The sequence below is a fragment of the Affinundibacterium flavidum genome (assembly GCF_014284175.1).
GTDB classification, from domain to species: Bacteria; Pseudomonadota; Gammaproteobacteria; order Burkholderiales; family Burkholderiaceae_D; genus Undibacterium; species Undibacterium flavidum.
Genome location: NZ_JACOGA010000023.1, coordinates 35,457 through 55,557 on the forward strand (window position 1 = coordinate 35,457; position 20,101 = coordinate 55,557).

At 45.6% G+C, this 20,101-nt stretch carries 17 protein-coding genes; 9 read left to right on the forward strand and 8 right to left on the reverse strand.

The window, feature by feature from the left end; genetic code table 11:
* Window positions 1-72 precede the first annotated feature (72 nt).
* From H8K55_RS19430 to H8K55_RS19445, 4 genes are all read left to right on the forward strand, one after another.
* Window positions 73-705: a HutD/Ves family protein gene (locus H8K55_RS19430; protein WP_186943732.1), complete on the forward strand. Its 633-nt coding sequence runs from the start codon at window positions 73-75 to the stop codon at window positions 703-705.
* Complete coding sequence (hutI, locus tag H8K55_RS19435) at window positions 692-1,921, forward strand: imidazolonepropionase (RefSeq protein WP_186943733.1); 1,230 nt, start codon at window positions 692-694, stop codon at window positions 1,919-1,921. The genes H8K55_RS19430 and hutI overlap by 14 nt, the downstream gene beginning before the upstream one ends.
* 226 nt (window positions 1,922-2,147) lie before the next feature.
* Window positions 2,148-2,540: a response regulator gene (locus tag H8K55_RS19440; RefSeq protein ID WP_186943734.1), complete on the forward strand. Its 393-nt coding sequence runs from the start codon at window positions 2,148-2,150 to the stop codon at window positions 2,538-2,540.
* Window positions 2,541-4,223 carry a diguanylate cyclase gene (locus H8K55_RS19445; protein WP_186943735.1) on the forward strand — a complete coding sequence of 561 codons (1,683 nt, stop codon included), beginning with the start codon at window positions 2,541-2,543 and terminating at the stop codon, window positions 4,221-4,223.
* A gap of 150 nt (window positions 4,224-4,373) precedes the next feature.
* Here the strand turns inward: H8K55_RS19445 and parC are convergent, their stop codons facing one another.
* The 4 genes from parC to H8K55_RS19465 all read right to left on the reverse strand — a co-directional run bounded on the left by parC (window position 4,374) and on the right by H8K55_RS19465 (window position 10,984).
* Window positions 4,374-6,701 (reverse strand): DNA topoisomerase IV subunit A, encoded by a 2,328-nt coding sequence (gene parC / locus H8K55_RS19450; protein ID WP_186943736.1) that lies wholly within the window; start codon window positions 6,699-6,701, stop codon window positions 4,374-4,376.
* Window positions 6,702-6,952: 251 nt separating this feature from the next.
* A complete protein-coding gene (locus H8K55_RS19455) occupies window positions 6,953-8,944 on the reverse strand; it encodes a DNA topoisomerase IV subunit B (protein ID WP_186943737.1) in 1,992 nt (663 codons plus the stop codon).
* Window positions 8,945-9,184: 240 nt separating this feature from the next.
* The gene (locus tag H8K55_RS19460) at window positions 9,185-10,354 is read right to left on the reverse strand and encodes a vWA domain-containing protein (RefSeq protein ID WP_186943738.1); all 1,170 of its coding nucleotides are present in this window, start codon (window positions 10,352-10,354) and stop codon (window positions 9,185-9,187) included.
* Window positions 10,355-10,378: 24 nt separating this feature from the next.
* A complete protein-coding gene (locus H8K55_RS19465) occupies window positions 10,379-10,984 on the reverse strand; it encodes a GNAT family N-acetyltransferase (RefSeq protein WP_186943739.1) in 606 nt (201 codons plus the stop codon).
* Between the two features lie 263 nt (window positions 10,985-11,247).
* Here H8K55_RS19465 and rpsT point away from each other — a divergent pair, with 263 nt between their 5' ends.
* Window positions 11,248-11,511, forward strand: a complete 264-nt coding sequence (gene rpsT, locus H8K55_RS19470; RefSeq protein ID WP_186890178.1) for a 30S ribosomal protein S20 — start codon at window positions 11,248-11,250, stop codon at window positions 11,509-11,511.
* A 170-nt stretch (window positions 11,512-11,681) separates the two neighbouring features.
* Here rpsT and H8K55_RS19475 read toward each other — a convergent pair whose 3' ends face one another.
* Both H8K55_RS19475 and H8K55_RS19480 read right to left on the reverse strand, forming a co-directional pair.
* Window positions 11,682-12,113: a DUF192 domain-containing protein gene (locus tag H8K55_RS19475; RefSeq protein WP_186943740.1), complete on the reverse strand. Its 432-nt coding sequence runs from the start codon at window positions 12,111-12,113 to the stop codon at window positions 11,682-11,684.
* Window positions 12,114-12,262: 149 nt separating this feature from the next.
* Entirely contained in the window at window positions 12,263-12,808 is a 546-nt protein-coding gene (locus tag H8K55_RS19480) for a pseudouridine synthase (RefSeq protein ID WP_186943741.1), read from the reverse strand.
* A gap of 277 nt (window positions 12,809-13,085) precedes the next feature.
* Here H8K55_RS19480 and icd point away from each other — a divergent pair, with 277 nt between their 5' ends.
* A complete protein-coding gene (gene icd / locus H8K55_RS19485) occupies window positions 13,086-14,339 on the forward strand; it encodes an NADP-dependent isocitrate dehydrogenase (protein WP_186890175.1) in 1,254 nt (417 codons plus the stop codon).
* A 380-nt stretch (window positions 14,340-14,719) separates the two neighbouring features.
* Here icd and H8K55_RS19490 read toward each other — a convergent pair whose 3' ends face one another.
* The gene (locus H8K55_RS19490; RefSeq protein ID WP_186943742.1) at window positions 14,720-15,049 is read right to left on the reverse strand and encodes a hypothetical protein; all 330 of its coding nucleotides are present in this window, start codon (window positions 15,047-15,049) and stop codon (window positions 14,720-14,722) included.
* Between the two features lie 92 nt (window positions 15,050-15,141).
* Window positions 15,142-15,345 (reverse strand): transcription antiterminator/RNA stability regulator CspE, encoded by a 204-nt coding sequence (gene cspE, locus H8K55_RS19495; protein WP_126129050.1) that lies wholly within the window; start codon window positions 15,343-15,345, stop codon window positions 15,142-15,144.
* A gap of 464 nt (window positions 15,346-15,809) precedes the next feature.
* On the opposite strand from cspE, the gene clpS reads away from it, so the two are divergent.
* The 3 genes from clpS to H8K55_RS19510 all read left to right on the forward strand — a co-directional run bounded on the left by clpS (window position 15,810) and on the right by H8K55_RS19510 (window position 20,072).
* Entirely contained in the window at window positions 15,810-16,118 is a 309-nt protein-coding gene (gene clpS, locus H8K55_RS19500; protein ID WP_186943743.1) for an ATP-dependent Clp protease adapter ClpS, read from the forward strand.
* The gene (gene clpA, locus H8K55_RS19505) at window positions 16,115-18,415 is read left to right on the forward strand and encodes an ATP-dependent Clp protease ATP-binding subunit ClpA (protein WP_186943744.1); all 2,301 of its coding nucleotides are present in this window, start codon (window positions 16,115-16,117) and stop codon (window positions 18,413-18,415) included. The genes clpS and clpA overlap by 4 nt, the downstream gene beginning before the upstream one ends.
* A gap of 394 nt (window positions 18,416-18,809) precedes the next feature.
* Window positions 18,810-20,072, forward strand: a complete 1,263-nt coding sequence (locus H8K55_RS19510; protein ID WP_186943745.1) for a dicarboxylate/amino acid:cation symporter — start codon at window positions 18,810-18,812, stop codon at window positions 20,070-20,072.
* Window positions 20,073-20,101 lie beyond the last annotated feature (29 nt).

Here is a 20,101-nt window from a genome sequence, read left to right on the forward strand (position 1 = left end):
AAAAAACTCTGCGTACTCTGCGCCTCTGCGGTTTACTATTGATTTTGAGTTTACTTATTGTTGAGAGAAGCCATGCGTAAATGGACCGCAAAAGATTACCGTACTATGCCGTGGAAAAATGGTGGTGGTAGTACCACCGAATTAGCGATTTTTCCGGAAACGGCGGGAATGGATCACTTTGTCTGGCGTTTAAGTACAGCGACCGTCGCGCAGGATGGACCGTTTTCGCACTTCGCACAAATTGACCGTAGCTTGGCAATATTGACTGGTGCAGGTTTGATGTTAAAAACGGATGCAGGTAGCACAGCAGAAAAAAATGTCACGCTAACGCAAGAGAGTTTGCCACATCGTTTTTCCGGTGAAGACAATATTCATGCTGAACTATTAGGAGGCACTGTCGTTGATCTGAACTTGATGACACGGCGTGATGTTTGTCAGCATCACATGCAACGCTTGAGTGCAGGTGAACATCTGATCAATGCAGAAAACGCGCAACAGATTTTAGTGTACTGCGAAAGAGGCCACGCGCAATTGATTAAACATACGCAGCTGGAAGCGGGTGACTTGGTCTTACTGGAAGAAGAGCATGAAGCCAGCGGCATACGTTGTCACATCGAAGCCGAAGAGGGCAGCCTTTTGTATTTAATGCGAATCAGTTTCTTGAACCATCATGAGCAACAGGGAGGCACGCATGTCCTTGCTTAATTGGGATAGTCTGTGGTTGAACGTCCATCTCGCTACTATGGAAGCGGGCGCTGATTACGGCATTATTCGTGATGCGGCGATTGCGGTTAAAGATGGCAAGATTGCGTGGTTAGGGGCAACTCAAGATTTGCCAGCCGACTATATAGCGCAAAGTACGCACGATGGACAAGGCTGTTGGCTGACGCCAGGTTTGATCGATTGCCATACCCATATGGTGTATGCAGGCAATCGCAGCAATGAATTTGAGGCGCGTTTAAACGGTGTCGCTTACGAAGAAATTGCTCGGCAAGGTGGCGGCATCGTGTCGACCGTCAAAGCAACACGCGCCGCGACTGAACAAGAATTAATGCTAGCGAGTTTGCCACGTGTACTCAGCAGTTTGCGTGAAGGCGTGACGACACTAGAAATCAAATCGGGTTATGGTCTTGATACCGCAACTGAAGCAAAAATTTTGCGCGTCGCCCGTCAGATACAAAGAGATTTGCCGGTCAAAGTCACCACCACATTCTTAGGTGCACACGCCTTGCCTCCTGAATTCGCAGGTCGCGCCGATGCATATATCGATGATGTTTGTGAACGCATGCTGCCTGCGATTGTGGAGGAAGGATTAGCCGATGCGGTTGATGTCTTTTGCGAGAAAATAGGTTTTACACCAGCGCAGACTGAGCGCGTATTCCAAGCTGCGCAGCGACATGGATTGCCTGTCAAATTACATGCAGAACAGCTATCCGATCAAGGTGGTGCCGCATTAACGGCGAAGTATCAAGGACTCTCGGCCGATCACCTAGAATACCTGAGTGATGAAGGCATCGCGGCGATGCAAAAGCACGGTACAGTCGCGGTCTTATTACCAGGGGCATTTTACTTTTTACGGGAAACCAAATACCCACCACTAGCCGCTTTGCGTGCAGCGGGCGTTCCTATTGCTTTGGCGACCGATTGTAATCCTGGCACATCACCCATGACGTCGCCATTATTGACGATGAATATGGCTTGCACACTGTTTCGTATGACACCCTTAGAAGCTTTGCAAGGGGTAACGCTGCATGCTGCTCGCGCCTTGGGTTTGCAATCGGAAGTTGGTAGTTTGCGTGTGGGAAAACAAGCTGATTTTGCCTTATGGAGAATAGAACGACCAGCGGACCTCGCGTACATGATAGGTGTTAATCCTTGTATGCTCAGTGTTTTTGCTGGAAAGCTGCGTAAGCTCGACTAATAATTCGCAAAGCCGAAGCTTAGGTGCGACGACTGTTCAAAATTTTAACATTTTAATAAAATTTCTGAAGTTTCTTGTTGGAAAAATTTCACGACTTTGTGAAATTGCTTTGACAACATTTGCCTGCGGGCTATGATGACTATATTCAGTAATCCGTCCTTGATACTTTCTGTGAATGTGATTGTGAAAGTCTCCACTGGGATGATATTTTGTTAAAAGGATGGGTATGTCAGAGAAGTCATTGAGCAATATTTTATATGTGGAAGATGACCTGGATATTCAGGCCGTCGCGCAAATTGCCTTAGAAGTGGTGGGCGGATTCACATTGAAGACTTGTAGTTCAGGTGCCGAAGCCATTGCGGCGATTGAGCAAGGTTTTGTGCCAGATCTTTTGTTATTGGATGTCATGATGCCTAACATGGATGGACCAACCACTTTAGCTGAACTACGCAAACTACCTGCAACTCTTCAAACGCCTGTTATTTTTATGACGGCGAAAGTTCAGTCTAGCGAACAAGATTACTATTTCACTTTGGGTGCGATCGGCGTCATTGCGAAACCATTTGATCCTATGGCCTTGGCGGGGCAAGCGCGCGCCTTGTGGGAAAAGGTGAGTTAAGTGGATGATAGGGATCAGGAATTAAATGATGCTTTGCAAGCATTAGCGCAAGTGTATATAGCCAAACTCCCTGCCAAACTTGCTGAGATAGAGACGTCCGCTCAACGTTTTCAGGCAGATCCCACTGATCGTGAAAATTTCATTGTACTGCATAGACTTTTACACACGATGGCTGGCTCTGCGGGTACTTTTGGATTTCCTGATGTCGGTGATCAAGCACGTGATTTAGAAGTTAGATTAAAAAACTATATCAGCGGCGAGACTTGGGATACTGCGCTTCACAATAATTTTGGTCTGCAAATAAATCACTTTTTGCAGGAAACTAAGATCGTGCACGAGTCTGCGTTAGCTGCAAAGTCCGAACTCGCAAGTAGTGTAGGGGTGGCGGTAAATGACCAGGCGGACGCGCCAATTCCACCAGAAAAAAAATTGATACTATGGGCAGATGATGTAGATCAGGAAAATAAAGACATCATCCAAATCTTGCAGCAATTTGCATTCGATATTCAGCATGTCCAAGATCTGCCTGAGTTAGAACTCGCGGTACAAACTCAACGCCCAGCCTTGTTGGTTTTGAACGTTGACTTTAAAGATCATGCCTTTGCTGGATTGAACGAAATCATGCGTTTGAAAGAGAATGCAGTCGAGCTTCCTCCAATTTTGTTCACCTCCAAGACAAATAATTTTGAATGCCGCCTGCGTGCGGTTCGGTCGGGGGCTGAGGCTTTTTTCTTAAAGCCGCTAGACATACTGGCATTGACTGAACGCATAGAAGAAATTTTTGATCGTCATAACCCACGCCACTTTCGCATTATGATCATTGATGATGATGTCGATCTGGCACAGTACTATAGTCGCGTTCTTCAAGGCGCGGGCATGGTCACGGAAGTGTTAAATAATCCTGAGTGTGTACTTGAGAAAATGGCGCATTTTCGGCCGGAGCTGATTCTGATGGATGTTTACATGCCCGATTGTGATGGCGTTGAATTATCGCGTGTGATACGTCAAGATATTTCATACTTAGATGTGCCGATTGTTTTCTTGTCGAGTGAAAATAATTTGCAGAAACAAATAGCCGCGGTGAAGGTTGGTGCGGATGATTTCTTGAGTAAGCCAATTTCTCCGGAGCTACTGATCTCATCTCTGACCACAAGAGCTGAGCGATATCGGGCGTTGCGTACCTTAGTTATGCGTGATGGATTGACAGGTTTATTCAACCATTCTGCGATAAAAGAAGATTTGATTGCAAAGATGTCCAGCGCAAGTCGAAGCGTAAGCGCGGTGTCTGTTGCAATGATTGATCTAGATAATTTTAAATTGGTGAATGATACGTATGGACATCAAATTGGCGATCAAGTGCTGCGGACTCTATCGCATTTGTTAAAGCAGCGATTACGCAAGAGTGACGTAGTTGGACGTTATGGTGGCGAAGAATTTATCGTGATTTTTCCAAACACAACAGCAGAAGGCGCTAAAATTGTATTGGATAAGGTGAGATTGGCATTTTATCAAATTCACCATATCGCCGAAAAAGGTGAATTTTGCGTAGGATTTTCGGCTGGTATTGCGGACTCACGGCAAACTACTAGCCCTGATGATCTGTTATCGATTGCGGATGCCGCCTTATATCGTGCCAAGCATAGTGGCAAGAATCAAATTGTTTTGGGTGACCAACAAAGTTGAGGTAGTTCAGTAGTCAAACAAACCGTAGTAAGAATTTGAAAATTTGATGAATCAAAAAAGCCTGCGCAAAATCATTTGCACAGGCTTTTTTTATCACTGATTTAGCTCGCGAGTCTCACAAGCCTTATGTCAATTTGCAAATCGCAGTTCTTAATTTTTACTCAAGTGCGTTGCTTTGATTTTTGACTCCAGCGCCTTGCCTTTGCGCGCGCGTTTGCCGATATGAATGGCAAGCCCACTAGCGCTCAGGCTTACTTCTTGTGGTTTGGCAGCGCGACCTATGCCGCTGACTTTGACACCTTTTTGACTGATTGCCGTCGCTGCAATCAATTTTTCTTTGGCTTCCAATTCCATCAAAATCACACCACGTCCACCGCTGGATAATTGCTTGATTTCCGCTAATCCAAATACCAGTAAGCGACCTTTTTCAGACAAGCATGCAATCGCACTAGCATCGTCTGCGACGGCAGTTGGTGCTAATGGTTCATCGCCATCTTCCAGCGTCATAAAGGCTTTACCAGCCTTCATACGACCGACCATGTCACAGAGCTTTGCTGTAAATCCATAACCGGCAGTCGATGCCAGTAAGAGCGAAGTTTCGGCTTTACCTGCGAAGTAATGCAAGATGCGTGTGCCGCTGGCTAAGTCGATCAATGTCGTGACCGGCACGCCATCACCACGGGCGCCGGGCAGGGCAGAAACCGGCACGGAATACACGCGCCCATTTGAGCCAAATACCAAGAGTTGATCCACGGTGCGGCATTCAAATGTACCGTACAAACTGTCACCGGCTTTAAACGTGAATTGTGCAGGATCGTGCTCATGCCCAGTACGAGCGCGTACCCAGCCTTTTTCTGAGATCACCACTGTTACTGGTTCGTCGATGACTTTCTGTTCGATAGAAGCGCGCTGAGCTTCTTCGATGACCGTGCGGCGCGCATCGCCAAACTGCTTAGCGTCAGCTTCGATTTCTTTGATGATGCATTTTTTCATCGCTGAAGGATCATCTAAGAGGTTTTGCAAACTGGTTTTTTCGTTACGCAATTCTGCCAATTCTTGTTGAATCTTGATGGCTTCCAAACGTGCCAATTGGCGCAAGCGGATTTCTAAAATATCTTCGGCCTGGCGATCCGATAAGCGGAAGGCTTCGATCAAAGCGGGCTTAGGTTCGTCCGATTCGCGAATGATCTTAATGACCTTGTCGATATTTAATAGTACCGCTTCACGGCCTTCTAAAATATGAATACGGTCATTCACTTTTTTTAGCTTGAATTGGGTGCGACGCGTGACGGTTTCAAAGCGGAAAGTGATCCACTCGGTCAAAATATCGGAGAGCGGTTTTTGGCGCGGGCGACCATCACCACCTATCATCACTAAATTCAATGAAGCAGAAGTTTCGAGCGAAGTATGTGCCAACAACATTTGCATGAATTCGGCTTGATCCTGATTTTTGGATTTTGGTTCCAAGACCAGACGCACGGCGGCATCTTTGCCAGATTCGTCACGCACAGCATCGAGTACCGACAACATGACTTGTTTTAAGCTGACTTGTTCTGGCGACAGAGATTTTTTACCCATTTTGATTTTGGGATTGGTAATCTCTTCGATTTCTTCCAACACTTTTTGTGAAGATGTACCTGGCGGTAGTTCGGTAATGACGGCCTGCCATTGACCACGCGCCAGCTCTTCTATCTTCCAACGTGCACGTACTTTGACGCTACCACGACCACTGGCATAAATGTCACTGATTGCTGCGGCTGGCGTGATGATCTGCCCGCCGCCCGGAAAATCTGGGCCAGGGATGAACTCCATTAATTCAGCATGCGTGGTTCTCGGGTTGCGAATCAAGGCGACAGCTGCCTTTGCCACTTCCGTTAAATTGTGAGAAGGAATCTCAGTCGCCATACCGACCGCAATACCCGATGCGCCATTTAATAAAACGAAGGGCAAACGTCCCGGCAATAAAGTTGGTTCTTCATATGAGCCATCATAGTTAGGCTGAAAATCGACTGTGCCTAAATCAATTTCATCGAGCAATAATTTAGAAATCGGCGTTAAACGTGCCTCGGTATATCGCATCGCTGCCGCACCATCGCCGTCGCGTGAACCGAAATTACCTTGTCCATCAATGAGTGGATAGCGCAGAGAAAAATCCTGTGCCATACGCACCATCGCGTCATACACAGACTGATCGCCATGTGGATGGAGCTTACCGAGGACATCACCGACCACCGTCGCCGATTTGCGCGGCTTTGCGGAGGAATTTAAACCTAGTTCATTCATCGAATACAAAATCCGACGCTGCACTGGTTTTTGTCCATCACTGACATCTGGCAAGGCACGACCTTTAACCACAGAAATCGCGTAATCGAGATACGCTCGCTCAGCAAAAGTTGCCAATGTCAAAGTCTCGCTATCACCACCATTGCCACCGTTGTTGTTCGGGGCTTCATCAAATAAATTTGCTTGTTCGCTCATAGTCTTGCAATCTAACTCTTAAAGTCTAATTTTGGGCGGGTGTGGCCCGCGTTTTCTTTTGTGCTTCTTGTGACCTAATGGCGGGTTTCACCCGCCCTACATTTTTTAAGCAGCATATTTTTAAGTAGTATAGGGAGGCTCAGAAATTCGATTACGCGGATGCAGTACAAGGCGCAAACCGGAGCAATACGTCGGTATTGCGAGGATTTGCAACGCCGTAATGCGCCGCGTAATCGGATTTATGCGCCTCCCTATATGTCTGCTTCGACTTCGTTACCATGTTCTTCTAGCCACGCTTTTCGTGCGGAGGCTTCGCCTTTGCCCATCAGCATATTGAAACGACTCTCCGAAAATTCTTGATCGAATTCACCGAGAGACACAGGTAACAAACGGCGTGTATCAGGGTTCATCGTCGTTTCCCAGAGCTGGTTGGCATTCATCTCGCCCAAACCTTTAAATCGGGAAATCGCCCAAGCACCATCTTTGACGCCATCTTTACGTAATTTGTCTTCGATGGCGGTTAGTTCGCCTTGATCTAAGGCATAAATCTTTTGCGCAGGTTTTTTGCCACGTGCTGGTGCATCAACGCGGAATAGTGGAGGGCGGGCGATGCAGATATGGCCGCGTGCAATTAACTGTGGAAAGTGTTTGAAAAACAGCGTCAATAATAAAACTTGAATATGTGAGCCATCGACGTCCGCATCAGACAGAATACAGATTTTTCCGTAACGCAGATTCGTTAAATCAATCGTGTCGTTGACGCTGTGTGGATCGACACCAATGGCGACGGCGATGTCGTGAATCTCATTGTTCGCGAATAGACGATCACGCTCAGATTCCCAAGAATTTAAGACCTTACCGCGCAGTGGCAGAATCGCTTGAAATTCTTTGTCACGGCCCATTTTTGCCGAGCCACCTGCTGAGTCACCTTCGACTAAGAACAGTTCATTGCGCGTGATGTCATTCGATTCGCAATCCGTCAATTTTCCCGGTAAAACCGCTACACCAGAGGATTTTTTCTTCTCGACTTTTTGCAAAGAACGCAGACGCGATTGTGCTTGCTTGATCACCAGCTCAGCGAGTTTTTTGCCTAACTCTACATGTGAATTGAGCCAAAGTTCTAAAGGTGGTTTGGAGAAACTGGATACTAAACGCACGGCATCGCGTGAATTTAGACGCTCTTTAATTTGCCCCTGAAATTGCGGGTCTAAGACTTTCGCGGAGAGTACAAAAGAAGCGCGGGCGAACACGTCTTCAGGTAATAACTTCACGCCCTTCGGTAGCAAGGAATGCATTTCGGCGAAGCTTTTCACCGCGCCAAATAAGCCTTCACGCAAACCGGATTCATGCGTACCACCCGCTGGTGTCGGAATCAAATTCACATACGATTCGCGCACTACGCCACCGTCTTCGGTCCATGCGACGACCCAAGATGCGCCTTCGCCTTCAGCAAAACCATCCGCATCGGCATTCGCAAATTGCTCGCCTTCAAACATAGGGATCACTAAGTCGCCATGTGAGGCTTGTGTAAGTGCTTCGGTCAGATAACCGCGCAAGCCTTGATCATATTGCCAGGTTTGACTTTCGCCCGTTTTGGCATTGGTGAACGTGACTTTAACGCCTGGTAGTAAGACCGCTTTGGAGCGCAGCAAGCGTTGCATTTCTGGGATGGAAATATTTGGTGAATCAAAATATTTTCCATCCGGCCAGACGGATACACGAGTGCCATTTTTTTTGTCACCACGACTTAAAGGCTGGGTGCTTAATGGCTCGACGACGTCGCCATTGGCGAATACCAGATTATGCAAACCACCTTCGCGCCAAACGGTAATTTCTAAGCGTTTGGATAGCGCATTCGTGACCGATACGCCGACGCCATGCAAGCCGCCAGAAAAGGCATAAGCACCGCCTGAGCCTTTGTCGAACTTACCGCCGGCATGCAGGCGAGTGAAGACGATTTCTACCGTAGGCACGCCTTCTTCTGGATGCAAACCAACAGGAATACCGCGGCCGTCATCTTCCACGCTGATACTGCCATCGGCATTCAATGTGACTTGGATATTTTTGCAATGACCACCCAAAGCTTCATCTGAGGCATTGTCGATAACTTCTTGAATAATATGTAGCGGGTTTTCGGTTCGGGTGTACATCCCAGGTCTTTGTTTGACCGGTTCCAGTCCTTTCAGGACACGGATGGATGATTCGCTATAGTCGGATGGGGTTGTGGTTTTTTTAGTTGCCATGCGATGAAATGGGTGAATAAGTTGATGCTAAATATGTTTGATTTTAGGAATACAAGCGACTAGCTCAGGGATGCCAAGCCAGCTTCTTTTTTTATCCTACACGGAAATTTGACGAATTGAGAAATTATTGTAGCTAGAAATACTGGATATGCATACAGTTGATTTAAACTTTGATGTCTGATTCGGGAAATTTATTTGATCGGATGTTGGTTTTATTTAAATTTTTATTAAATAGAAAATTTATTTGCTCAACAAACGCATTCCTTGTTCCAATCCCGATAAAGTAATCGGAAACATGCGATTACTCAGCAACTTGCGCATGATATCGATCGACTGTCGATATTGCCAGATGCCTTCAGGTTCTGGATTGAGCCACAAATACTTAGGGAAGTGTGCCGTAAAGCGTTGTATCCAGGTCGCGCCAGCTTCTTCATTGTTATATTCAACCGAACCGCCAGCTTGTAAGATTTCATACGGACTCATGGTGGCATCGCCCACAAAAATTAATTTGGTATCGGGAGTGTATTTGCGCAATACATCCCAGGTGGGGAATTTTTCTGAATGACGTCGGTGATTATTTTTCCACAGATAGTCGTAGACGCAATTGTGGAAATAATAGAACTCCATGTTTTTGAATTCGGTTTTGGCGGCAGAAAACAATTCTTCGATCTGTGCGATGTGGTCATCCATGGTGCCACCGACATCTAATAACATCAGTACCTTGATATTGTTTTTGCGTTCGGGCTGCATTTTGATATCGAGGTAGCCCGCATTATTCGCGGTAGCTTTGATCGTCGCATCCAGCGCTAACTCTTCTTCTGCACCTTGTCTGGCAAATCTGCGCAAGCGACGCAGAGCGACTTTGATGTTGCGAGTGCCGAGCTCGCGCTCAGTGTCGTAATCTTTAAATGCGCGGGCTTCCCAGACTTTGACCGCAGAACGGCGTTCGCTTTTACCGCCTATGCGTATGCCTTCAGGATTGTCGCCACCATTGCCAAAAGGCGAGGTGCCGCCCGTGCCTATCCAGCGATTGCCACCCTCGTGCCGTTCTTTTTGTTCTTCGAGTAATTGTTTGAGCCTATCCATCAGCTTGTCGTAGCCGAATTTCTCTAATGCGGCTCGTTGTTCATCCGACAGTTCGCGCCCTAGGCGTTTCTTAAGCCAATCGAGTGGAATGTCAGGATGTTTCTCAAAAATCGTATTGATTCCTTTGAAATACAGGCCAAAAGCGCGGTCAAATTTGTCGTAATTCGCTTCATCCTTCACCAAGATAGTGCGCGACAGAAAATAAAATTCGTCGACCGAAGTGCCAACCACACCTTGTTGCATGGCTTCTAATAAGGTCAGAAATTCTTTAATCGATACCGGGATTTTGGCGTCTTTTAAGGTGAAGAAAAAGTCGATTAACACTGTGCGGTTCTCTCAAATTAATATTTAGCTTGAAACTGCGGAAGGGGTGCGTTTAAGTTTGAATTCCAGATTCGCCTTCACACCTGCCCATTCATGCTTGAGTATGCTGTACACCACAGTATCGCGTACCCGTCCATCCGGCAAAATCATGTGGCTGCGCAATACACCATCACGTTTAGCGCCTAGGCGTTCTATGGCTTTTTGTGAGCGTTGATTAAACCAGTCTGTGCGAAATTCCACTGCGTTGCAGTCTAGTGTTTCAAAGGCATGTGTTAATAATAAAAGTTTGCATTCAGTATTGATGGCACTGCGTTGATACGACTGTGCGTACCAGGTGTAACCAATTTCTAAACGTTTGTTAGTGCTATCAATGTTGCAATAGCGTGTCGCACCGATTACCTTGTTTTGAATCCGATCAAATACGGTGAAGGGCTGCGCCAGACCTTTGTCACGTTGCTCGTTTGCGGTTTTGAACCAGGTCGCCAGATTTTCGGGCGAAGGCACCGAAGTGAAGAATAATTCCCACAGGCGCCCATCGTTGGCGGCTGCCTGTAAGTCGCTCAGATGATCTTGCAAGAGCGGAGTAAGTCTGGCGTGTTGACCTGTAAGTGTGATGTTGCCTTGTGACATGGCGATTCCTATCGAATGCTTGGTTGCGTCAAGCTTAAGCGCTTATTGTAATGCTTTAGAGGGCGTAGCAAACTGGTGGTAGGCTTCGGATTATTGTTGATTTTGCAGCCTTGTGACGCTTGCTGCTAATAAAAGCAAGAAGCGGCTTGCGCATGGTTTTAAAACCAGTTATACTGCAAAGCTGTACAGAATTTTGCGGCGCGGCCATGTAGGTAGGAACTTACATCTTGAACCCGTCGCGTTGACCACGTTTAGGAAATCTCATGGCAAATACCGCACAAGCACGCAAACGTGCTCGTCAAGCAGTTAAACAAAATGCACACAACTCTAGTCAGCGTTCGACTTTGCGTACAGCGATCAAAGCTGTTCGTAAGGCAATCGAAGCTGGTGATAAAGCTGCTGCTGCAGTGATCTTTCAGAACTCTGTTTCTACGATCGATCGTATTGCTGACAAAAAAATCATCCACAAAAACAAAGCAGCTCGCCATAAGAGTCGTTTAGCTTCTGCTTTGAAAGCATTGGCTTAATTGTTTTTGCTTTGCGCTGACTTGGTCGGCGCAAACGTAGTAAATAAGCTGCCTACCTGTATATCTCGTAGTCAACTTACGACATAAAAAACCGCAATTTTTATTGCGGTTTTTGTCTTTTCTAAAGCCTTAGATTTTGTTCTTGTGTGCAAGAATTTGAAGGTCTTTACTTATTGCGCGCTTTCGGCCAATGGGAGTCCTTCTACTTCTTGCCCGACCATGATCTGACGTTGACTGTACCAGCCAGCATTCATTTCTAAAGCATATCGCGCTTTGCTTTTTGCGCAGGTGGTTTGCTCGTTATTGGCTTGCATTTCTTCAATATTAATAATTTTGCCTTGCTCATCGATAAACGCGATCGATAGTGGGATCAAGGTATTTTTCATCCACATGCAGTAGTAGTCTGCGTGAGCAAACTGAAACATCATTCCCTGATTTTCAGCAAGCGACTCTCGAAACATCAAACCGCGTTGACGCTCCTCGGCACTAAGTGCCAATTCTGCTTCTAATTTTTGAGTGCCAATTTGAAACTGTTGACGCTTTAGATTCGATTCTGCGTTCGATTTTGTGTTCGATTCTGCGGCCGTAGCTAGAGTAATCATGGCGGCATCGGTGTACATTATTGCGCAAAACAGTACAAGCAATTTTTTATGAGTAATCTTAAGCATATATAATTTTTGACTTATGGTAAAAATGGCTTGTAGTCTGACTATCTCTGTTGAAAATCGTTCAATTTAAATGTCAACAAGCCCTAGCCAACAATCTCCATCGATTCACCTGGTAATAATGGGTGGCTAGCAAGGCTGTATTCACCGATGCCACTGCGGATTAAACGCAAAGTTGGCAAGCCGACTGCGGCAGTCATACGCCTGACTTGACGATTTTTACCTTCAGATAAAATGATGCAAAGCCAACTGGTTGGAATGTTTGCTCGCTCACGTATCGGTGGATTCCGTGGCCAGATCCATTCTGGTTCTGCGATTCTTACTGCTTTGCAGGGGAGAGTAGTGAAATCACCCAAATCTAGTGGTTGTGCCAAGCGAGCTAATTGTTCAGGTGTCGCATCGCCCTCAACTTGCACTAGATAGGTTTTGGATTCTTTCCAGTTGGGATGGCTGATCTTATGCTGCAACTTTCCATCGTCCGTTAATAACACCAAACCTTCACTGTCGGCATCAAGTCGACCCGCTGGATAGACATTCGGCGTTTTGATGTAATTGGCTAATGTTTCTCGCGTCGGATGTGATGAAAATTGACACATCACATCGAAGGGTTTGTTAAATAAGATAAGTTTCATTGATCTAATCGGTAAAACCGTAAAAATGCGCGTTAAAAGAGCGCGAAAAGTGGGATCGCGAGTGTCGCAAAATTATGGCATCAAGTAAAATAGTAGTGCATAATACGAAATGGTGGTCTTCTGTCTTATATAAGAGTTTGCGCGTTTGATGTTGTAGTGATGTTGTTGTCGCGTGAATTTTGTATCTGGCATTGAGACATGTTAACAGTAAAGCGCGATTCTATAATTTACAGAATGCTAGTGTAGCGCTTGATCGCACGTATCCACGGAGAAAACGATGTATCAACATATTAAAGTGCCTGCAGAAGGTCAAAAAATTACCGTCAATGCAGACTTCTCATTGAATGTTCCTGAAAATCCAATCATTCCTTACATCGAGGGTGATGGTACTGGTGTTGATATCAGCCCAGTCATGATCAAGGTTGTTGATGCAGCGGTAGCAAAAGCTTACGGCGGCAAGCGCAAAATCAGCTGGATGGAAATCTATGCTGGTGAAAAATCCACCAAAGTATACGGCCCAGACGTCTGGTTGCCAGAAGAAACTTTAGGTGCGTTGAAAGACTACGTCGTTTCTATCAAAGGTCCTTTGACTACGCCAGTAGGCGGCGGTATCCGCTCTTTGAACGTGGCTTTACGTCAAGAGTTGGATCTGTATGTTTGCTTGCGTCCAGTACGTTATTTCAAAGGCGTGCCTTCACCAGTGCGTGAGCCTGAAAAAACTGACATGGTCATCTTCCGTGAAAACTCAGAAGACATCTATGCAGGTATCGAATTTGCACAAGGCTCTGAACAAGTTAAAAAACTGATCAAGTTCTTGCAAGACGAAATGGGCGTGAAGAAAATCCGCTTCCCAGAAACTTCAGGTATTGGCGTGAAACCAGTATCTATCGAAGGTACAGAGCGTTTGGTACGTAAAGCGATTCAATACGCGATCGACAATGACAAGCCATCTGTGACTATCGTTCACAAAGGTAACATCATGAAGTACACCGAAGGTGGCTTCCGTGATTGGGCATACGCTTTGGCACAAAAAGAATTCGGCGCAGAATTGATCGATGGCGGTCCATGGTGCAAATTCAAGAATCCAAAAACAGGTAAAGACATTATCGTTAAGGATTCCATCGCTGATGCATTCTTGCAGCAAATCTTGTTGCGTCCAGCAGAATACAGCGTTATCGCGACATTGAACTTGAACGGTGATTACATTTCTGATGCATTGGCAGCGCAAGTTGGCGGTATCGGTATTGCTCCAGGTGCAAACTTGTCGAACTCTATCGCCATGTTTGAAGCAACGCACGGCACAGCACCGAAGTACGCTGGCAAAGATTACGTGAACCCAGGTTCTTTGATCTTGTCCGCAGAAATGATGTTGCGTCACATGGGCTGGTTGGAAGCGGCAGATCTGTTGATTTCTGCAACAGAACGTGCGATCACAGCGAAGAAAGTCACTTATGACTTCGCCCGCTTGATGGAAGGTGCTACACAAGTGTCTTGCTCAGGCTTCGGAGACGTAATGATAGAGAATATGTAATTTTTTAAGCGTCGTTAAATCCAATTCTAGGGCGCATCGCGTTGTAGGTGTTGAAACTGCGATCCTCACAATACTCGTGTATTGCTGCGGGAAGCGCCTAGCGCTGCATCCCTATAATTGAATTTTCCGAAGCATAAAAGTGCCGTTGAGTATTGATGTGAAAAAGCCGACTTCGTGTCGGCTTTTTTGTTTGTTACCCCTCGCCCGCAAGCGGGAGAGGGGCTAGGGGTGAGGGCGGCTCAGTAAACCTTGCATGCGCTGGAAGAACCATAACGCAAAGGAAAGCATTCAGCCTGTGGTAGCGGCGAACGTAGTCAAAAAAATAATAAAATGTCATTTTCTTCGAAGTAAATTTAAAATACGACCAATCGATTCACCAGTTAAATTTTGCTATTCAGTAGTTTTCGACGGGCACGCAGACTGTGAGCGCTCCACATTAGCAATGCTGGAAATAGCGGCAATAGGCCAAATCCCAGAACACTGACAAAAATATTATTTTCCAATGCGATAGGCAAAACGCCAAAGAAATAAATTGCAAACGTTAGGCTAGCAAATAGAGTAAATACAAAAAACCAGAGAGTTCGATTTCCAGAACCAGCTACCGCGAGACAAATACCGAGTGCAAGAACCGGTACTCCACCTAAGCGCCAAAATAAAAAGTTCGCCAACAACACGAAAATGAGTACTCCAATACCCTTAAAAATACGCACGATCAAGCCACCAATTTTCTATATCTAACATTAAATTACGCCCACAAAAAAACCCGCCGCAGCGGGTTTTTTTAAAACATGACAAAATCGGATTAAGGATTTTGGATGTTAGAAGCTTGCTTGCCTTTTGGACCCTGTGTTACCTCGAACTGAACTTTTTGACCTTCTTTCAAAGTCTTGAAGCCATTCATTTGGATCGCGGAGAAGTGGGCGAACAAATCCTCACCGCCATCATCAGGAGTGATAAAACCAAAGCCCTTGGAGTCATTGAACCATTTTACGGTACCTGTTGCCATAATACATCTTTCAAATATAAACTAATCACACGAGCCGAAAAAGCAAGAAAACTCTATAAAGCTACCTTTCTTAACCTGCCCACTTCATATTGATAATAAGAACTGAAGAACAGAACTGAAGTTACATATCAATAAATATCATTCTTGGCGGAAAAAAAACTAAAGTCAAGAAAATTAGCTTGTCCTAGTAGTATTGTTGTTTTTTTACGTGAAAAGTGTTGCTCTTGATCTGAGTCGAATGATCTCCATCTATGTACTCAATTACCGAGCATCATTAAATGGTAAAAAGTTGGATCGCGAGCTTAGTAAGGAAAAATTCATTTCTGTTTGCGATATTGTTTCGTCAAATTGTTAAATTTTTGCATGTCTCTGCAGAAATTCGCTCAGCACCTTACAATGAACAGAAGCACTTTTATTTGTCTAATGATTGACTTCGACTATCATCAAGGTACTAGAATAGACGTATGGGAATAAAGCATGAAAATAATACGGTACTCGAGAAACAGGCGCAGAAACTAAAACCGCCATCGATGTATCAGGTTGTGCTACTAAATGATGATTACACACCTATGGAATTTGTGGTGGCAGTGATTCAAGAGCACTTTAATAAAGATAGAGAAACCGCAATGCAGATTATGTTGAAAGTGCATGTCGAAGGGCGTGGAGTTTGCGGTGTATATACGAAAGATGTCGCGTTGACAAAGGTCGAGCTGGTTTTAACACACGCTAAGCATGCGGGTCATCCGCTGCAATGTGTGATGGAGGAAGTATGATTGCGCAAGAATTAGAAGTCAGTTTGCATATGGCCTTTGTGGAGGCACGGCAAGCTCGTTATGAATTCATTACGGTCGAGCACTTGTTACTCGCGTTGCTGGATAATCCATCAGCAGCCGAAGTGATGCGTGCCTGCGCGGTGAATATTGAAGACTTGCGTAAAACCCTATCAAATTTCATTGCCGATAATACGCCTACGGTACAAGGCACGGGTGAGGTTGATACGCAACCGACGTTGGGTTTTCAACGCGTGATTCAACGTGCAATCATGCATGTACAGTCGGCATCCAATGGCAAGAAAGAAGTGACAGGTGCAAACGTGCTGGTCGCGATCTTCGGTGAAAAAGATTCGCATGCTGTGTACTACCTGCATCAGCAGGGCGTAACACGTCTCGATGTGGTGAATTTCATTTCCCATGGCGTGCGTAAAGATAATCACAATGAGCCACAAAAATCACCAGAAGGTGCGGAAGATGCACAAGGTGATGCGCAAGCCAAAGAAAATCCGCTCGAACAATTTACGCAGAATTTGAACAAAGCTGCCGCGGAAGGCAAGATTGATCCTCTGATCGGTCGCGATAGCGAAGTTGAGCGCGTGATTCAAATCTTGTGCCGTCGTCGTAAGAACAACCCTTTGTTGGTCGGTGAAGCGGGCGTCGGTAAGACCGCGATTGCGGAAGGCTTAGCATGGCGCATCACACAAAACGATGTGCCGGATATTTTGAGTCAGGCAATTGTGTATTCGCTCGACATGGGCGCTTTGCTCGCTGGCACCAAGTATCGTGGTGATTTTGAATTGCGCTTGAAAGGTGTCTTGAAACAACTAAAAGAAGCGCCAGACGCGATTTTATTCATCGACGAAATTCACACCATCATCGGTGCAGGCTCTGCTTCTGGTGGAACTATGGATGCGTCGAATTTGTTGAAGCCAGCTTTATCGAATGGCCAGTTGAAGTGCATAGGTGCGACGACATACACAGAATATCGTGGTGTGTTCGAAAAAGATCACGCACTCGCTCGTCGTTTCCAAAAAGTGGATGTGAATGAGCCAACGGTTGAGCAAACTGTGCAGATTTTGCGTGGTTTGAAATCGAAGTTTGAAGAGCATCACAATGTGAAATATTCTGCAGCCGCTTTAACAACAGCAGCGGAATTGTCAGCGCGTTTCCTGAATGATAGGCATTTGCCGGACAAGGCAATTGACGTCATTGATGAAGCTGGTGCCGCGCAAAGAATCTTGCCGAAGTCCAAGCAAAAGAAAACTATTGGTAAAGCAGATATCGAAGACATTATTTCTAAGATCGCTCGTATTCCGCCGCAAACCGTCAATCAAGACGACCGCAGTAAATTGCAGACGATTGATCGCGATTTGAAAAATGTGGTGTTCGGTCAAGATCCTGCAATTGAAGCATTGGCGTCTGCGATTAAGATGTCACGTGCTGGTCTGGGCAAAACGGATAAACCTATCGGTTCATTCTTGTTCTCAGGTCCTACAGGTGTCGGCAAGACCGAAGTGGCAAAACAACTTGCGTTTACTTTGGGCATAGAGTTGATCCGCTTTGACATGTCCGAGTACATGGAACGCCATGCAGTTAGTCGCTTGATCGGTGCGCCACCGGGTTACGTGGGCTTTGATCAAGGTGGTTTGTTGACTGAAGCAATTACCAAGAAACCGCATGCCGTTTTGTTGCTCGATGAAATTGAAAAAGCACATCCCGACGTTTTTAATATCTTGTTGCAGGTCATGGATCATGGCACGTTGACGGACAATAATGGACGCAAAGCGGATTTCCGTAATGTGATCATTATCATGACGACCAATGCCGGCGCAGAAAGTTTGCAAAAAGCCTCGATAGGCTTTAGTAATAGCAAACAAGCTGGTGATGAAATGGCGGATATTAAGCGTATGTTTACGCCTGAGTTCCGCAATCGTTTGGATTCGATAATCAGCTTCCGTTCTTTGGACGAAGAAATTATCCTGCGTGTCGTAGATAAATTCTTGATGCAGTTGGAAGAACAATTGCATGAGAAAAAAGTGGAAGCGACTTTCAGCGAACATTTACGTAAGTTCTTGGCGAAGAAAGGTTTTGATCCATTGATGGGCGCACGTCCTATGGCGCGTTTGATTCAAGATATGATACGTAAAGCTTTGGCAGACGAATTGTTGTTTGGTCGATTGGTGAGCGGCGGACGAGTTGGTGTCGATCTTGATGATAAAGATCAGATCAAGTTGGAATTTTCAGAAGGTGACGCACCACCTCCAGTCGCTTCGCAAGAAGTGGTTGAGGTGGAATAGCAATACTGCAATTGCCAACACAATATATAGCAACACGGCAGTCACGCTCTAGCAAGTAAAACCCGGATTCACTATCCGGGTTTTTTTTGTCCACGGCCATGGAGTTTTCGTAGTGGTACAAGTTAGATGAGGATAATTGATACCAGCATGAGTTTTCAAAAGTGGGCATTTAAGGATTGAAAATGAAAAATTTTTTACGTGTGATTTGAATAAAAGTGGTCTGTGTTAACATCCTCCAGTATACTGAGCCACCATTTTTCGACCTGCATCGGGTGAAAATTGGCAGTATGCATAAGAATCAAAACAGAATCAAAACAGAATCACAACAGATTCAAAACAGAAATAATAGGAATGAAAGCTCAGTGCTTTCTTTACCAATAAGGACGCAAACAACATGAAAAAACGCCTCAATCTGACGACTTACATCATTCTCGGACTTTTACTGGGCATCATCGCCGGCTATTTTGTCAATACGAACATGGCAAAACCCGGTGATTTTGCTGACACGATGTCCCTAGTAACGACGATGTTTTTGCGCCTGATTAAGATGATCATTGCGCCGCTGGTATTTTCTACCTTGGTGGTTGGTATCGCCAAAATGGGGGATGTCAATGAAGTGGGGCGGGTCGGCGGTAAGGCCTTAGCGTGGTTCATTATTGCTTCTTTGATTTCACTGACCTTGGGCTTAATCATGGTCAACTTCTTCCGTCCAGGTGACGCGATGCATGCCATGTTGCCTGCAGCAGATGCGGTGTCAGGAATTACCACCACCAATTTGAGTATGAAAGAGTTCATCACGCATTTGGTTCCATCGTCAATTGTGGATGGTATGGCGAAAAATGAAATTTTGCAGATTGTCGTCTTCTCTATTTTCTTCGGTACCGCTGCTGCGGCAGTTGGTGAACGTAGTAAGGTTGTGGTCGAGGCAATTGATGGTGTGGCGCATATCATGTTGAAGTTGACAGGCTATGTAATGAATTTCGCACCGGTGGCGGTATTTGCAGCAGTGTCGGGTGTTGTGGCTAAGAGCGGTTTGGCGGTGCTGGGAACTTACGGCGTGTTTATGGCAGAGTTCTATTTCTCGATTCTGTGTTTGTGGCTGGTATTAATCTTTATTGGTTATTTGTTCCTGAAAAACAGAGTGATTGGCTTGTTGCGTGAATTGCGTATGCCAACTTTGTTGGCGTTCTCTACGGCTTCGTCTGAAGCTGCTTTTCCTAAGACTTTGGAAGGCTTAGAGCGCTTTGGTGTGAAAAACCGTATCGCATCTTTTGTCTTGCCTTTAGGTTATTCATTTAATCTCGATGGTTCCATGATGTATTGCACTTTCGCGACTGTATTTATCGCCCAGGCTTACGGCATAGAATTGTCTTTAGGTACGCAAATCACCATGATGTTGATTTTGATGCTGACTTCAAAAGGTATGGCTGGCGTGCCACGTGCTTCTCTCGTGGTGATCGCAGCAACGCTGGCGCAGTTCAATATCCCAGAAGCAGGTCTGTTGATGTTGCTTGGTGTCGATCATTTCCTGGATATGGCACGTTCCGCGACTAATGTGATTGGTAATGGACTGGCAACCGCCGTGGTGGCTAAGTGGGAAGGTGAACTTGGCGAGCATATTGAAGGCGATATTGCCGAGCAAAAACTGCCCGAATAAGCTAATTTTCGAGGAATTTTTTCCCATTA

Excerpts from the sequence above, each read along its gene's own strand:
- rpsT (WP_186890178.1), top strand. The coding sequence starts at position 11,248 with ATGGCAAATACCGCACAAGCACGCAAACGTGCTCGTCAAGCAGTTAAA.
- H8K55_RS19440 (WP_186943734.1), top strand. The coding sequence starts at position 2,148 with ATGTCAGAGAAGTCATTGAGCAATATTTTATATGTGGAAGATGACCTG.
- clpA (WP_186943744.1), top strand. The coding sequence starts at position 16,115 with ATGATTGCGCAAGAATTAGAAGTCAGTTTGCATATGGCCTTTGTGGAG.
- cspE (WP_126129050.1), bottom strand. The coding sequence starts at position 15,345 with ATGGCAACAGGTACCGTAAAATGGTTCAATGACTCCAAGGGCTTTGGT.
- H8K55_RS19475 (WP_186943740.1), bottom strand. The coding sequence starts at position 12,113 with ATGATTACTCTAGCTACGGCCGCAGAATCGAACACAAAATCGAACGCA.
- clpS (WP_186943743.1), top strand. The coding sequence starts at position 15,810 with ATGGGAATAAAGCATGAAAATAATACGGTACTCGAGAAACAGGCGCAG.
- H8K55_RS19465 (WP_186943739.1), bottom strand. The coding sequence starts at position 10,984 with ATGTCACAAGGCAACATCACACTTACAGGTCAACACGCCAGACTTACT.
- H8K55_RS19510 (WP_186943745.1), top strand. The coding sequence starts at position 18,810 with ATGAAAAAACGCCTCAATCTGACGACTTACATCATTCTCGGACTTTTA.
- H8K55_RS19455 (WP_186943737.1), bottom strand. The coding sequence starts at position 8,944 with ATGGCAACTAAAAAAACCACAACCCCATCCGACTATAGCGAATCATCC.
- hutI (WP_186943733.1), top strand. The coding sequence starts at position 692 with ATGTCCTTGCTTAATTGGGATAGTCTGTGGTTGAACGTCCATCTCGCT.
- parC (WP_186943736.1), bottom strand. The coding sequence starts at position 6,701 with ATGAGCGAACAAGCAAATTTATTTGATGAAGCCCCGAACAACAACGGT.
- H8K55_RS19480 (WP_186943741.1), bottom strand. The coding sequence starts at position 12,808 with ATGAAACTTATCTTATTTAACAAACCCTTCGATGTGATGTGTCAATTT.
- icd (WP_186890175.1), top strand. The coding sequence starts at position 13,086 with ATGTATCAACATATTAAAGTGCCTGCAGAAGGTCAAAAAATTACCGTC.
- H8K55_RS19430 (WP_186943732.1), top strand. The coding sequence starts at position 73 with ATGCGTAAATGGACCGCAAAAGATTACCGTACTATGCCGTGGAAAAAT.